Below are 13,944 nucleotides of genomic sequence, written 5' to 3' on the forward strand. Positions count from 1 at the left end.
CTGAAGGCTCTTGGCAATGTCCCCATTTCGCAAGGGGAGAGATCATCGCGTGAAGTGCTGTCTGCACCACCCGCGCATTCCGAAGCTACACGCGCGGAATCTCGAGCATCTTCTGCTTGAGCTCGGCTTCCATCTCGCGCATCGCTGCCTCGGCCTCGGCGCGCTTCTGGCGGCCTTCCGCCTGGATCTGCATGACCTCGTCGAAGGTCTTGATGAGCGTCTCGTTGGTGTTCTTGAGCGTCTCGATGTCGACGATGCCGCGCTCGGACTCGCGGGCAATCTCGACGGTCGAGGTATGCAGCATCTCCGCGTTCTTCTTGAGCAGGTCGTTCGTCATGTTCGTGACAGCGCTCTGCGCACGAGCGGCCTCGGCCTCGTTCGCGATGCCGAGCGCAAGCACCATCTGGCTTTTCCACAGGGGGATGGTGTTCACGATGGTGGTCTGGATTTTCTCGACGAGCGTGATCTCGTTGTTCTGCACGAGACGGATCTGCGGCGCCGTCTGCATGGCGATGGTGCGGGTGAGGTCCAAATCGCCAAGCTTCTTCTCGAAGCGTGTGCACATGGCCTCGAGGTCCTGCGCAGCCTGGGCGTCCTCGGCGCGACCGGTGGCGCGGGCATGCTCGACAAGCTCGACGAGCTCGCCCTCGCGAACCTGCGCGAGCTTCTTTTTGCCTGCGAGCAAATACATCGTGAGCTCTTTGAAGTACGTGAGGTTCAGCTCGTACATCTTGTCGAGCGTCGCAGCATCCTTCACGAGCGTCATCTGGTGGTCTTTCAGCTGGTCGACGATCTTGTTCACGTTCGCCTCTGCCTTGTCGTAGCGCGTGCGAAGCGACTGCACCTTGTCGACGCCGCGCTTGAAGAAGCCGAACAGCCCCTTCTCCTCGGTGGCGTTGAACCCGCGCAGCTCGTTGACGACGCCGGTGATGAGGTCGCCCACCTCACCTAAATCGTTCGTGCGCACCCGTTCGAGCGCCGACTCGGAGAAATCGGCCATCTTCTTCTGCGCGCCGGCGCCGTACTGCATGATAGCGGCCGAGTCACGCACATTGATTTGCTCGGAGAACGATTCAACCATCTTCTTCTCGTCATCGGAGAGCATGGAGTCGTCGAGGGCGAGGTCGCCTTCGCTTTTCGCCAGCTCCTCCACCGGCTTGGCGGAAAGAACAGGAGCGGGCGCATCGTCGAGCTCGGGAGTAAGCGTAAGCGTGAGCTCGGGCGTTGCCTTCGATTCGGTGCTGTTTTCCATGACGATACCTTTCTTCGGTTCCTTACGGGCGCATGCTCGCCCGTTTTCGGTAGAGGTTTGGCTATCGGGCCTTGTCAAACGGGCTTTCGGTAAGGCCCTCCTGCGCGAGCACGGTGCGGAGCACCGTGATGTCGGACGACACATCGGTCGCCACGTCGCGGAAGAGCGAGTCGAGCAGCTTCTCAAACGCGACGCTCAAGCTATCGAGCGCTTTCTCTATCTCGCGCTTCGAGTCGACGATGTTGTCGCTTTGGATGGGCTGGGAATCAAGCTCGCGGTAGGTCTCGAGCAGCTTCACCGTGGTGGGCAGGTAGTAGTCGAGAAGCCTGTCCAGATCATCGATGAGCTCGGGATTCTCGGCAGCGGCGTCAAGGATGGCCGAGACCACGTGCTCGATCCGGTCGAGCGTGCGCGAAATCTCTTCATCGGGAATAGCATCGTTGCCTTCGCGGATAAGCGCGATAAACGCCTTTCCGCGGTCTAAGAGCTGCTGCTGCTCGGCGGTGAGCGAGGCGCTTTCCTTTGAGCTGGCGGATTGCACGAGCGCCTGCTGGCGTTCGGCACGGCGCGCCTCGGCAAGCTCGCGCTCGTGGCTCTCGCTGGCTTCGGAGGTCATAAGGAGCAGGCCCGAGGTTTCGTCGAGCGTCGCCTGCTTGAACATGCCCTTCGCAAGCATCTTCCTCACGTTCTTCTGCACGTCCGCGACGCTCTCGGAGCCCCTTTGCGCAAGCTCTTTCACGCTGCACGATTCGCGCAGGCCGATAACGTTGCGATAACGTTCGAAGACACCCGCGAGACGGATCTTTCGAGTACCTGCGAACACGAGCGCTCCGCCGAACAGCGCACCTGCAGCAATGAAGGGGGCAGCGACTGAGAGCTTGACGAGGAGCATGATCAACCCTATGGCGACAAGCGGGATTCCCACGGCAACGCCTGCGACCACAAGCGCTATGCCGCCGCCACGCTGGGTCGTGGCGCTCGCATAGCGCAGTTTCATGAGCTCCTCTTTGCGCTTGCGCTCCTGAATGAGCGCGTATTGCTCCTGACCTCGGCGGATGCCGTCAGAGGCCTGCGCAATCCCGCGGCCGATGCTCTCAGCGGCGGCACCGGCAACGCGCTCGATGGTCGACTGGAGGTCGCTGAAATCGCGCGATTTCACGGCGTTTTGCGCAGCGTTTGCAACTTGATCGGCCATGTTATCTGAAGAAGCCATCGGGCTGCCTTTCCGGGAATCAATCTATCGCCTCGATTGTAACCGAACGCACGTGCTGAAAGCAGCCAAAGGGCACGCCGTAAACCCTTTTTTACCAAGTCGTAGGAAACGAAACGACGAGCGCGCCCAAATGCGAGCGCAATATTCAACAAATGGGGTGCAATTCGGCCAAAGCGCACGATACAATAGGTGAAACCTCAAGCAGCCGCTCTCTTAAGGAGAATCCCATGGCCTACGTTTTCACCCACGCAACCGTCCTCGACGGCACCGCCGACATGGAGCCGCGCCCTAACACCACCGTTGTCGTGGACGACGAGGGTCGCATCGCGGCGATCGGTGCGGCGGAAGAAATCGTGCCGCCTGCGAACGCTCAGGAGATAGACCTTAAGGGAGCTTACCTTGTGCCCGGCCTTGTGAACCTGCACGTGCACCTTTGCGGCTCGGGCAAGCCGACGAGCGCAGGCGCGGCGGGCGGCCTCATCGACAAGGTGGTGGGAAATCCGATTGGCATGTGGTACCTGCGACGCATCATCAAAAAGCATGCGCAGCAGCAGCTCGCGAGTGGCGTGACCACCGTGCGCTCGGTGGGCGACCCGGGCTTTGCCGACGTAGACGTGCGCGACGCGATCAACGCCGGAAAGTACCAGGGGCCGCGCCTGCTCACCTCAGGCGTCGGCGTCACGGTACCGAACGGCCACGGCGCGGGGCTGTTCGCCCACATCGCTAAGACCCCCGAACAGGCGCGCGAGATCGTCCGCGACTGCTTCGCGCGCAAATGCGACCTCGTGAAGCTGTTCATCACCGGAGGCGTCTTCGATGCGGAGAAGGAAGGCGAGCCGGGCGTTTTGCGCATGTCGCCCGAAATCGCTGCGGCGGCGGTCAACGAAGCGCACAAGCTCGGCATGGCGACCGCAGCCCACATCGAGAGCGCAGAAGGCGTGCGCGTGGGGCTTGAAGCGGGCGTCGACACCATCGAGCACGGCGCGGACCTCACACCCGAGCTCATCGCGCTGTTCAAGGAAAACGGCGTCGGTAGGAAGTCCTCGCTCACCTGCACGGTCTCGCCCGCGCTTCCCTTCGTCGAGCTCGACCCCGAAAAGACCCACTCGACCGAGATCCAGAAGGCCAACGGCAACATCGTCTACAAGGGCATCGTCCACGCAGCGCAGGCGGCACTCGAAGCGGGCATTCCCGTGGGCCTCGGCACGGATTCCGCATGTCCCTACGTCACGCACTATGACATGTGGCGCGAGGTCGTGTACTTCGAGCGCATCGTCGGGGCGCCGCGCAAACTCGCGCTCCACACCGCCACGCTCGGCAATGCGCGCATCTTAGGGCTTGGCGACGAGACGGGATCGATCGAGGTGGGGAAAGCGGCCGACCTCATTGTGCTCGACGAGAACCCGCTCGAGAACTTGGAGGCGTTGCGCCGGGTTAAGATGGTCATGGCGCGCGGCAAGCTTGTCTCGGGGCTTTCCGTGAAACATCTGCCCGAGCTCGACCGCGAGCTCGATGCGTTCCTGCCGCGCTAAGGCGCAACGGCCAAGACAAACCAGGCGGCAAGGAGAGACGCGCCTTGCCGCTGAGCTTAAACCAAACGCCCGCCCCATCTTCGACCCGGCGAGTTTACCGAGCACCCGCTACACCCCGTAAACAAAACACACGCGGGCGGCGAGATACCTGCTATCATGCCCAAAGGCTCCCTTCGTGGGGCTTTTCTTGATGGACTTCGTTTACGGGAAGGTGGGTTCATGAGACGGCTTGTTAACTTTGCGATCGCGGTGTGCCTTGCGTGCTGCGCGTTGCCCCTCGTCTCATGCAAGGCACCCGCCCTTTCCGATTGCGACCTGCAGCTTTTCCAAAACGCCTCGGGAGCAGGCGATACGCGCGACATCGTCTCGGGCGTGGTGAGTCTGGGCGGCGTGTACCGACAAGGGGACATTGCAGGGCGCGTAATCTGCCTCAACATCGGCATGAGCGAGACGAGCCCCTGCGATTCAATTTCGATCGAGTCGCTCACCGACGGCGTCCGTGTGGGGAAATCGAGCGGCTCCTGGGAAGACACCGCCAATTACCAGCTTGGCGAAATCGCGAGCGGAGGATACGTTTATTTCGCCGTGCCCGTCGAGCAGGGCGCCGACGAGACGGCTGACGTGGCGGCGTATCGCGCGTTCGGCGGCGTCGAGTTCCGCGTCACGTTCCACAACGGAGAAGACCAGGTAAGCCGCACGTACCGCATCGTGCCGACCGATAGCTATCTCGCCTGGGTGAAAGACCCGAAGGGCAACACCTTCGACGGCGCACGCTTCGAAGTGACGCGGACGGGGGAGTAGGCCGTGGACGAGGATACCGGCCGCACCCCGCCAAGCGCCCCCGACGCCTTGCCGGCGCCGGCGCTCGATGACGCCCGCCGCGCGCTGAGGGATTGCTTCGGCTACGAGGACTTCAGGCTGGGGCAGAAAAGCGTGATCGAGGCTATTCTCGCCGGGCGCGATGCGCTCGCCGTCATGCCGACGGGCGCAGGAAAGTCGCTGTGCTACCAAATCCCCAGCATCGTCTTGCCCGGGGTCGCGATCGTCGTCTCGCCGCTCGTGTCGCTTATGGGCGACCAGGTCCGCGCGCTCGTGCAGGCAGGAGTGCACGCGGCGTACCTCAACTCGACGCTGTCGCCTGCGGCCCAGGGCCGCGTGATCGAGCGCGCGCGAGCAGGCGAGTTCGACATCGTATATGTAGCACCCGAACGGCTCGAAGATGCGCGCTTCGTCGATTTTGCGAGCCACGCACGCATAGCGCTCATCGCCGTCGACGAGGCCCATTGCGTGTCGCAGTGGGGCCAAGACTTCCGCCCTTCGTATCTGCAAATCGGCGCCTTCATCGCGAAGCTGTCCGCACGCCCCGCCGTCTGCGCGCTCACAGCGACGGCCACCGAGCGCGTTCGCGACGACATCGTGCGCCTGCTCGGGCTGTCCGACCCCTACCGTATCGTCACCGGGTTCGACCGTCCGAACCTGCACTTCGCCGTCGAGCGCGCGGAGCCCAAGCGCAAGATCGCCCGGATCGCGGCATACGCCTTGGAGCACACAGAGGATTCGGGCATCGTGTACTGCTCGACCCGGAAGGACACCGAGGCCGTGTGCGATGCACTCGTGTCGGCAGGCGTGCGCGCAACGCGCTACCATGCCGGGCTCCCCGCTGCCGAGCGCGCGGCAAACCAGCAGGCGTTCATCTGCGACGATGCGCCCGTCATGGTCGCGACGAACGCATTTGGCATGGGCATCGACAAGTCGAACGTGCGCTACGTGCTCCATCACAATATGCCCGCCTCGATCGAGGCGTATTACCAGGAAGCCGGCCGCGCGGGACGCGACGGTCTGCCCTCGGAGTGCCTGCTCTTCTGGAGCGAAAAGGACCTTTCCACCTGCCGCTTCTTCATCGAGCAGGAATCGGCCAACGAGGAGCTTTCGCCAGAAGAGGCCGAGGCCGTGCGCCAGACGCGCCGGCGCATGCTCGCGGCGATGGAGGGCTACTGCATGACCTGCGGCTGCCTGCGCGAGTACCTGCTTCGCTACTTCGGGGAAGAAGTTGCGGCGGGCGGCCCTGCGAAGTGCGGGAACTGCGGCAACTGCGAAGGCGGCTTCGAGCGCATCGACGTGACGGGCGAGGCGCGCGCGGTCATGCGCTGCGTGCAGGAGCTTCGCGGCGAATGGGGCAAGGGGATGGTAGCCGACGTGCTGCGCGGCTCAAAAAGCGAGAAGGTATTATCGTTCGGGCTCGATCGCGCGAACGCCTACGGCGCGCTTTCCCACGCATCCGCAGCGCATGTGAAAGACGTGATAGAGCTCCTGGTCGCAGGCAGGTACCTCGACGTCTCGGAGGGGAAGTTCCCCAAGGTGGGGTTCGGCCCGAACTTTCGCGTGGCGGCGACGCCCGAGTTTTTCCTCTTCATGAAGCGCACGGCACGAAAGAGCGGGCGGGCTGGCGCAGGCGGCGGGCACGCGTTCGGCTCGAGCGGCACGAGGAGTGCAAGCGCTGCGGCAGACGGCGCGCCCGGCGAACTGTTCGAACGCCTGCGCGTGCTGCGCAAGCAACTTGCAAGCGAGCAGGGAATCGCTCCCTACATGGTCTTCTCCGACGCGACGCTTCGCGACATGTGCGCCCGCCTTCCACAGACCGAGGATGAGTTCCTCGAGGTGAACGGCGTCGGGCAGACGAAGCTTCTGCGCTACGGGGAGGCGTTCCTCGCCGAGATCGCCGCCTTCGAGAACCGTTAGGCCGCAAGCCCTCTCGGCATTCACCGCATTCGAAAAGTGAAGGGTCTGTGACGAAATATTCCCATGCATTGACTCCTGAGCGAATTGGACGATGATAGATGCCGCCGACGGGCCAAAGGGGCGCGTCGAACGGAGGCATCGATTGGTGCCACTTCAAAGGAGATACGTTGACCAGCACGAACATGCATACCATTCGAATTATGAGCCTGATTATCTAGGGCTCGGGTTGCTTGTTTGTCAGCTGCCCGAACCCAAATCGGGCAGCTGATGGTGCATTGAAGCCGGAGGCTGTTTGAGAAAACGCCTCCGGTTTTTTATTTACTCCGCAGATGCTTATCATTCGCACCCTTGCGATTTTTCACCGCCGCTTTCCCAAACAGCCGCCCGCTTTCAAGCAATTTGCGTATCAAGGACATGCGAGAGAAAGCGAGCGAGCAGATCATGTCAAGCACGGCAACGGCGAGCGCTCTGCCCTTCGGGGCAAAGCCTCAGGAGAAAAAGAAGAACTCGACGGCGGAGGTCGTCGCGGCGTCGATGGTCGGCACCGCGATCGAGTTCTACGACAACTACTGCTATTCCATTGCGGCGGCGAGCTATTTCGGCCTCATCTTCTTCACCGACGTCGCGAAATCGAACCCCGTCTTGGCGACGCTGCTCGCCTTCGTCACCTTCGCTGTGTCGTTTCTGGCGCGTCCGTTCGGCTCGCTTTTGTTCGGGCACTTCGGCGACAAGCTCGGACGCAAGAAAACCCTGGTCGCAGCACTTATGATGATGGGCATCGCAACATTTGTCGTCGGCCTTTTGCCAGGGTATGACGTCCTTGGCCCCGCATCAGTCGTCCTTTTGTGCGCCTGCCGCGCGTTCCAGGGCGTTGGACTTGCCGGCGAGTGGTCGGGCGCGGCGCTCGTGGCGACGGAGAACGCGCCGAAGAGCAAGCGCGCGCTCTACGGCAGCTTCCCGAACCTTGGCGCGCCGATCGGGTTCTTCTGCGCTTACGGCGTGAACCTCGTGCTCGACACCGTGCTCACGACCGACCAGATGGTCGCGTTCGGCTGGCGCATCCCGTTTTTGCTTTCCATCTTCCTCGTCGTCGTCGGCCTCGTCGTGCGCCTGCGCATGGCCGAGACGCCCGTCTTCCAGAAGGCGGCCGCCGAGGACCGCGTCTCGAAGACCCCGCTGCTCGACCTTCGCCACCATTGGAAGCGCGTCGTTTTGGGCACCTGCGCGGTGAGCATCACCTACACGCTGTTCTACCTGCTCGGCACCTGGTCGCTTTCTTACGGCGTCTCCACGCTCGGCTTCTCTCAGCCGCAGTACCTCGGCTTCGAGCTTATCGCCGTGTTCTTCTTCGCCGCGTTCATCGTGGTGGGATGCCTTTGCGCCGACCGCCGCGGCCGCAAGCCGGTACTCGTGGTCGCGACCGCAGCAACGCTTGTGTTCGGCCTGGTGAGCCCGCTGCTTCTCGGAAGCGGCACCGTTGCGGGCGTCATGGCGTTTCTCTGCGTCGGCTTCGTGTGCATGGGCGCGGTGTTCGGCCCGTGCGGGTCGTATCTGCCCGAGCTGTTCCCCGCGAACGTGCGCTACTCGGGCGCCGGCCTTTCCTACAACCTCGCCGCGATCGTGGGCGGCGCGTTCGCCCCGACCATCGCAAGCGCACTCGTCATGAACTTCGGCCTGGGCGCCGTGGGCCTCTACCTCGCCAGCATGGCAGTGGTCTCGCTCGTCGCGCTCGCATTCTTCAAGGAAAGCCGTGACATGGATTACGAACGCTAGGGAGCTTTTCGGAAGGCACCGCTCGTCGCTTTCCCGCAAGTCGACGCGCTCGCCGGAAAGCGACGAGCGCGCTGGCGCTCGGAGGGCGGCCCTCAAGCCAGCAGACCGACCTCCGAGCGCCGCGGCTGTTAAGAACGGGTGACTTCGCGTTCTTGCCAGCCGCAACGGGCCCGTCCTTTGCTATCATTTCGGAGATATGCACGAAAGGACGCTTTCATGACCCAACATCTTACCGAACGCGACGTGCGCGATATCGCCACTTACGCGCGCATCGGGCTCACCGACGATGAGCTTGTCCAGATGACAACCGACCTGAACAGCATCATCGACACCTTGAAGCCCATCACCGAATTCGACCTCGATGGCGTTACGCCCACCTTCCACCCAATCGGAAGCCTCTCGAACGTCATGCGCGAAGACACCGAGCGTGAAAGCTTCACGCAGGAAGTTGCGCTTGAGAACGCACCCAAGCAGCAGGACGGCAGCTTCCTCATCCCGTCCATCTTAGGCGAAGGGGGCGATCGCTAATGGCATTCTCCACCGACATGGGCATCGCCCAAATCCAGGCCGGCCTGCGCGCGGGCAACTTCACGGCGCGCGAGGTTGCGCAGGAGTCGCTTGCGCACGTGAAGGCCGCTGACGAGAAGGTCCACGCGTTCCTCGAGCTCACCGAGGAGGCCGCATACGCCGCAGCCGACCGCGTCGACGCCGCAATCGCCGCGGGCTCCTTCGACGAGCTTGGGCCTCTCGCCGGCATTCCGTGTGCCTTCAAGGACAACATGAACCAGGAAGGCACGCACACCACCTGCGCCTCCCACATGCTGGAAAACTACGTGTCCCCCTATACGGCCACGTGCGTGCAGCGCGCGATCGACGCGGGATGCATCCCCTTGGGCAAGCTCAACATGGACGAGTTCGCCTTTGGCAGCTCCACCGAGTCCTCGGCGTTCGGCCCCACGCACAACCCCTGGGACCTCGACCGCGTGCCGGGCGGCTCCTCAGGCGGCTCTGCCGCAGCGGTCGCCGCAGGGCTAACCTGCGTCGCACTCGGCTCCGACACGGGCGGGTCGATCCGCCAGCCCGCGAGCTTCTGCGGCATCGTCGGCGTGAAGCCCACCTACGGCATGGTCTCGCGCTACGGCGTGGTGGCCTTCGGCAGCTCGCTCGACCAGGTGGGGCCCTTCGCGCGCAGCGTGGAGGACGCGGCGGCGGTCATGGACGCCATCTGCGGCCACGACGAGCTTGACTGCACATCGCAGCAGGTGAAAGCCGATTTCCGCGCCGCCTGCAAGCAAGATGTCGCCGGCATGCGCATAGGCATCGTGAAGGAGTTCATGGAAGCGGACGGCCTTACGGCGGAGGTCCGCGAGCGCACCCTAGAAGCGGCCGCCAAGCTTGAAGCCGCCGGCGCCGAGCTCGTCGAGGTCGAGCTTCCGCACGTCGACGCGGCGATCAGCGCCTATTACGTGCTCGGCCCTTGCGAGGCGTTCTCGAACCTCGCTCGCTTCGACTCGGTGCGCTACGGCCTGTGCGACGAGGGCCACAAGGATTTGGGCGGCCAATACGAATCGAGCCGCGCGAAGGGCTTCGGCCCCGAGGCCAAGCGCCGCATCATGCTGGGAAGCTACCTGCTCTCCTCGGGAGTGTACGAGAAGTACTACTATCCCGCGCAGCAGGTCCGCACGCTGATCACGCAGGACTACACGAGCGCCTACGAGAAATGCGACGTCATCCTGGCACCCGCAAGCCCGCGCACGGCGTTCAAGTTCGGCGAGATCTCCGATCCCGCGACGATGTACCTCTCCGACGTGTTCACCATCTCGCTCAACATCGCCGGCAACGGCGGCATGAGCATGCCCTGCGGCCTAGGGCGCGAAACCGGCCTGCCTATCGGCGTTCAGCTAATGTCGCCCCAGTTCAAGGACGAGAACATGTTCCGCGTCGCGATGGCGCTCGAGAAGGAATACGGCACCGCACCCGTGGCGCCCGAATTCTCGGACGGAAAGGCAGGCGAGTAGCGTGAAGAAGCTCGAGCAAGTATTGCAAGATTGGGAAGCGGTCATCGGCCTGGAAATCCACACCGAGCTCACCACCCTTACCACGAAGATGTTCTGCGGCTGCAAGCTGGAGTTCGGCGCCGCGCCCAACACGCACACCTGCCCCGTGTGCCTGGGTCTGCCCGGCGCCCTTCCCGTGCCGAACAAGGCCGCCATCGAGTCGATCGTGCTCGCGGGCCTCGCCACGAACTGCGACATTGAGAAGCACTCCATGTTCTACCGCAAGAACTACATGTACCCCGACATGGCGAAGAACTTTCAAACCACGCAGGGGCCCGTGGCGTTTTGCATGCGCGGCCACCTCGACCTCGACGTCGACGGCCCGGCGGCGAAGGAGCGCACCGACATCGCGGGCCTTGGCGCAGGCGACACTTACGAGAACGTCACCGTGACCGACACCGGCTACACGGCGCACGTGGGCATCACGCGCATCCATATGGAGGAAGACGCGGGCAAGATGATCCACATCGGCGGCGACGAGGGCCGTATCGCGGGCGCCACGCATTCCCTTGTCGACTACAACCGTGCGGGCACGCCGCTCATCGAGCTCGTCACCGAGCCCGACCTGCGCACGCCCGAGGAGGCGCGCCTGTTCATGCAGAAGCTGCGCCAGATCTTCCTCGCCATCGGCATCTCCGACTGCTCGATGGAGGAAGGTTCCATGCGCTGCGACGGCAACGTCAGTCTGCGCCGCCGCGGGTCGACCAAGCTCGGCGTGAAGACCGAGCTCAAGAACATGAACTCCTTCAAAAACCTCCACGACGGCTTGGCCTACGAAATCTGCCGTCAGGCGGAGGTGCTCGAAGAGGGCGGACAGATCTACCAGGAAACGCGCCACTGGGACCCCACGATGAAACACACCATCGTCATGCGCGTGAAAGAGACCGCTGACGACTACCGCCTGTTCCCCGAGCCCGATTTGGCGCCTTACGACCTCACCGACGAGTTCATCGAGGGCGTCCGCGCCAAGCTGCCCGAGCTTCCCGACCAGAAGGCAGCGCGCTTCGCCGAGCAGTTCGGACTGTCGGTATACGATGCTCGCCAGCTAGTTGAAGGCGAGCAAACCGCCAGCTTCTTCGAGAAGTGCATGGAAGCCGCGGGAGCAGGCGCGAAAAAGCTCGCCAAACCCGTCGCCAACCTGGTCATCAACGACATTGCTGGCTGGCAGAACGCGAACGAGGACGCCAACCTCGCCGACAGCCCGCTTTCCCCCGCGCGCGCTGTCGAGCTCGTCGGACTGCTCGCCGAGGATGCCATCTCCTCCAAGCAGGCCAAAGAGGTCTTCGCCGCCGTCATGGACGAGGACAAAGACCCTGCGGCCATCGTGGAGGAGCGCGGCATGAAGCAGGTGTCCGACACGGGCGCGATCGAGGCCGTCGTCGATGCCGTCATCGCCGCGAACCCCGACGAAGTGGCGCGCTACAAGGACGGAAACACCAAGGTCATCGGGTTTTTCGTCGGCCAGTGCATGAAGCAGATGCGCGGCCAGGGCAATCCCAAGGTCATCAACCAGCTTCTCGCGAAGAAGCTCGCGGAGTAGGGTCCGGCGCACAGGGCCCCCAACGTAACACACCGAACACCGCGCCCGGGGGCTTTCCTCGGGCGCGGCGCGTACAAGAAGGAGCAGAAGTGAACGCGCGCGATATGCATGCCGAAATGGCGCGATGGATCGAAAACGTGACGGAGCCCGACCTTGCCGCCGAGCTTTCCCGCATGAAGGAAGCTGTCGAAACAGGGGACGAGTCTGCGTTCACCGACGCTTTCTTCCAGGACCTCTCCTTTGGGACGGCGGGCCTTCGAGGCACGCTCGGCGCGGGCACGAACCGCATGAACGTCTACACCGTGGGACGCGCCACACAGGGGTTCGCCGACTACCTGAACGCACATTTCGAGAACCCGAGCGTCGCCATCGCGCGCGACAGCCGCAACAACGGCGAGCTCTTCGTGCGCACGGCAGCGGCCATCTTCGCGGCGAACGGCGTGCACGCGTACGTGTACCCGCGCATTTCCCCTGTTCCCACGCTTTCGTGGGCCGTGCGCGACCTGGGCTGCTCGGGCGGCGTATGCGTGACGGCGAGTCACAACCCCGCCGCCTACAACGGCTACAAGGCCTATGGACCCGACGGCTGCCAGATAACGAGCGAGGCCGCAGCCGCTATCTCGGCAGCGATCGAGGGCACCGACATCTTCTCCGGGGTGAAGTCCGTCGACTTCGACGCCGCGCTTGCAAAAGGCGACATCACCTGGATCGACGACGCGGTGCTCGAGCGCTACTATGACGCGGTCCTGTCAAAATCGGTAAGCAACCTAAGCGCTGACGAGGTCGCGAAGGCACCCTTGAAGCTCGTGTATTCCCCGCTCAATGGTACAGGACTCGTCCCCGTGACAACCGTGCTCGAGCGCGCAGGCGTCACCGACATTACTGTCGTCCCCGAGCAGCGCGACCCCGACGGCGATTTCCCCACCTGCCCGTATCCCAACCCTGAGATTCGCGAGGCGATGCAAAAGGGCATCGAGCTTTGCGAGCGCGTGCACCCCGATTTGCTGCTCGCGACCGACCCCGACGCCGACCGCGTGGGCGTTGCCGTGAAGGATGGTGAGGACTACCTTCTGCTCACGGGCAACGAGATGGGCGTGCTGCTGCTCGATTACATCTGCCGCATGAGAGCCGAACGCGACGAGAACCTTGCCGAAAAAGTGGCCGTCACCACGATCGTGTCGAGCGCGATGGTCGATGCGCTCGCTGCAAAATACGGCTTTGAGCTGCGACGTTGCCTGACTGGCTTCAAGTACATCGGCGACATCATCACCGAACTCGCCGACGAGGGGCAGGCCGACCGCTTCATCTTCGGCTTCGAGGAGAGCTACGGATACCTCTCGGGTGATCATGTGCGCGACAAGGACGCCGTGAACGCAAGCCTGCTCATCTGCCAGATGGCGCAGAGTTACAAGCTGCAAGGGAAAAACCTCGCGGACGCGATGCGCGACCTGTACGCCGAGCACGGGTACTGGCTCAACCGCACCGTGTCAGTGTCGTACCCCGGCGCCGAGGGGGCTGCCGCGATGGCGGCAATCATGGAGCGCTTGCGAGCGGAGGCGCCGAGCGAGGTTGCCGACCTCGCCGTCGAGAGCGTCGTCGACTACGAAGACGCGGGAACGGGGCTTCCACCCGCGAACGTCGTCGAGTTCCGCCTGGCGGGCGGCAACAAGGCCATCGTGCGCCCGAGCGGCACCGAGCCCAAAATCAAGCTCTACGTGTTCGCGAAAGACAACACGCGAGAAGGCGCCGAGGCACTGCTCGATAGTATCGAGGCTTCAGGCCGCAAGCTGCTTGCATAAGGCCGCAGCGGGGAAGGCGCGGAGCCGCAAATTGCGTCG

At 63.4% G+C, this 13,944-nt stretch carries 10 protein-coding genes; 8 read left to right on the forward strand and 2 right to left on the reverse strand.

Going from position 1 to position 13,944, the window contains the following annotated elements:
- Positions 1–85 precede the first annotated feature (85 nt).
- Together F8C90_RS03390 and F8C90_RS03395 are read right to left on the reverse strand one after the other, a co-directional pair.
- On the reverse strand, positions 86–1,252 hold the full coding sequence (locus F8C90_RS03390) for a toxic anion resistance protein (protein ID WP_158049045.1): 1,167 nt from the start codon (positions 1,250–1,252) through the stop codon (positions 86–88).
- Positions 1,253–1,313: 61 nt separating this feature from the next.
- Complete coding sequence (locus tag F8C90_RS03395; RefSeq protein ID WP_158049046.1) at positions 1,314–2,465, reverse strand: 5-bromo-4-chloroindolyl phosphate hydrolysis family protein; 1,152 nt, start codon at positions 2,463–2,465, stop codon at positions 1,314–1,316.
- 227 nt (positions 2,466–2,692) lie between these two features.
- Between F8C90_RS03395 and F8C90_RS03400 the strand changes: the two genes are divergently transcribed.
- The 8 genes from F8C90_RS03400 to F8C90_RS03435 all read left to right on the forward strand — a co-directional run bounded on the left by F8C90_RS03400 (position 2,693) and on the right by F8C90_RS03435 (position 13,905).
- On the forward strand, positions 2,693–3,997 hold the full coding sequence (locus F8C90_RS03400) for an amidohydrolase family protein (protein WP_158049047.1): 1,305 nt from the start codon (positions 2,693–2,695) through the stop codon (positions 3,995–3,997).
- A gap of 219 nt (positions 3,998–4,216) precedes the next feature.
- Positions 4,217–4,798, forward strand: coding sequence for a hypothetical protein (locus F8C90_RS03405; RefSeq protein ID WP_158049048.1), 582 nt, complete (start codon positions 4,217–4,219; stop codon positions 4,796–4,798).
- Positions 4,799–4,801: 3 nt separating this feature from the next.
- Entirely contained in the window at positions 4,802–6,736 is a 1,935-nt protein-coding gene (gene recQ / locus F8C90_RS03410; protein WP_246155766.1) for a DNA helicase RecQ, read from the forward strand.
- A 441-nt stretch (positions 6,737–7,177) separates the two neighbouring features.
- Positions 7,178–8,509 carry an MFS transporter gene (locus tag F8C90_RS03415; RefSeq protein WP_158049049.1) on the forward strand — a complete coding sequence of 444 codons (1,332 nt, stop codon included), beginning with the start codon at positions 7,178–7,180 and terminating at the stop codon, positions 8,507–8,509.
- A gap of 216 nt (positions 8,510–8,725) precedes the next feature.
- The gene (gene gatC / locus F8C90_RS03420; RefSeq protein ID WP_158049050.1) at positions 8,726–9,037 is read left to right on the forward strand and encodes an Asp-tRNA(Asn)/Glu-tRNA(Gln) amidotransferase subunit GatC; all 312 of its coding nucleotides are present in this window, start codon (positions 8,726–8,728) and stop codon (positions 9,035–9,037) included.
- On the forward strand, positions 9,037–10,527 hold the full coding sequence (gene gatA / locus F8C90_RS03425) for an Asp-tRNA(Asn)/Glu-tRNA(Gln) amidotransferase subunit GatA (RefSeq protein WP_158049051.1): 1,491 nt from the start codon (positions 9,037–9,039) through the stop codon (positions 10,525–10,527). Before gatC ends, gatA begins: the two co-directional genes overlap by 1 nt.
- A gap of 1 nt (position 10,528) precedes the next feature.
- Entirely contained in the window at positions 10,529–12,106 is a 1,578-nt protein-coding gene (gene gatB / locus F8C90_RS03430) for an Asp-tRNA(Asn)/Glu-tRNA(Gln) amidotransferase subunit GatB (protein WP_158049052.1), read from the forward strand.
- An 89-nt stretch (positions 12,107–12,195) separates the two neighbouring features.
- A complete protein-coding gene (locus F8C90_RS03435) occupies positions 12,196–13,905 on the forward strand; it encodes a phospho-sugar mutase (protein ID WP_246155767.1) in 1,710 nt (569 codons plus the stop codon).
- Positions 13,906–13,944: the final 39 nt, after the last annotated feature.

The sequence above is a fragment of the Ellagibacter isourolithinifaciens genome (assembly GCF_008831035.1).
Classification (GTDB): Bacteria; Actinomycetota; Coriobacteriia; order Coriobacteriales; family Eggerthellaceae; genus Ellagibacter; species Ellagibacter isourolithinifaciens.

Excerpts from the sequence above, each read along its gene's own strand:
- F8C90_RS03390 (WP_158049045.1), bottom strand. The coding sequence starts at position 1,252 with ATGGAAAACAGCACCGAATCGAAGGCAACGCCCGAGCTCACGCTTACG.
- F8C90_RS03395 (WP_158049046.1), bottom strand. The coding sequence starts at position 2,465 with ATGGCTTCTTCAGATAACATGGCCGATCAAGTTGCAAACGCTGCGCAA.
- F8C90_RS03400 (WP_158049047.1), top strand. The coding sequence starts at position 2,693 with ATGGCCTACGTTTTCACCCACGCAACCGTCCTCGACGGCACCGCCGAC.
- F8C90_RS03405 (WP_158049048.1), top strand. The coding sequence starts at position 4,217 with ATGAGACGGCTTGTTAACTTTGCGATCGCGGTGTGCCTTGCGTGCTGC.
- F8C90_RS03415 (WP_158049049.1), top strand. The coding sequence starts at position 7,178 with ATGTCAAGCACGGCAACGGCGAGCGCTCTGCCCTTCGGGGCAAAGCCT.
- gatC (WP_158049050.1), top strand. The coding sequence starts at position 8,726 with ATGACCCAACATCTTACCGAACGCGACGTGCGCGATATCGCCACTTAC.
- gatA (WP_158049051.1), top strand. The coding sequence starts at position 9,037 with ATGGCATTCTCCACCGACATGGGCATCGCCCAAATCCAGGCCGGCCTG.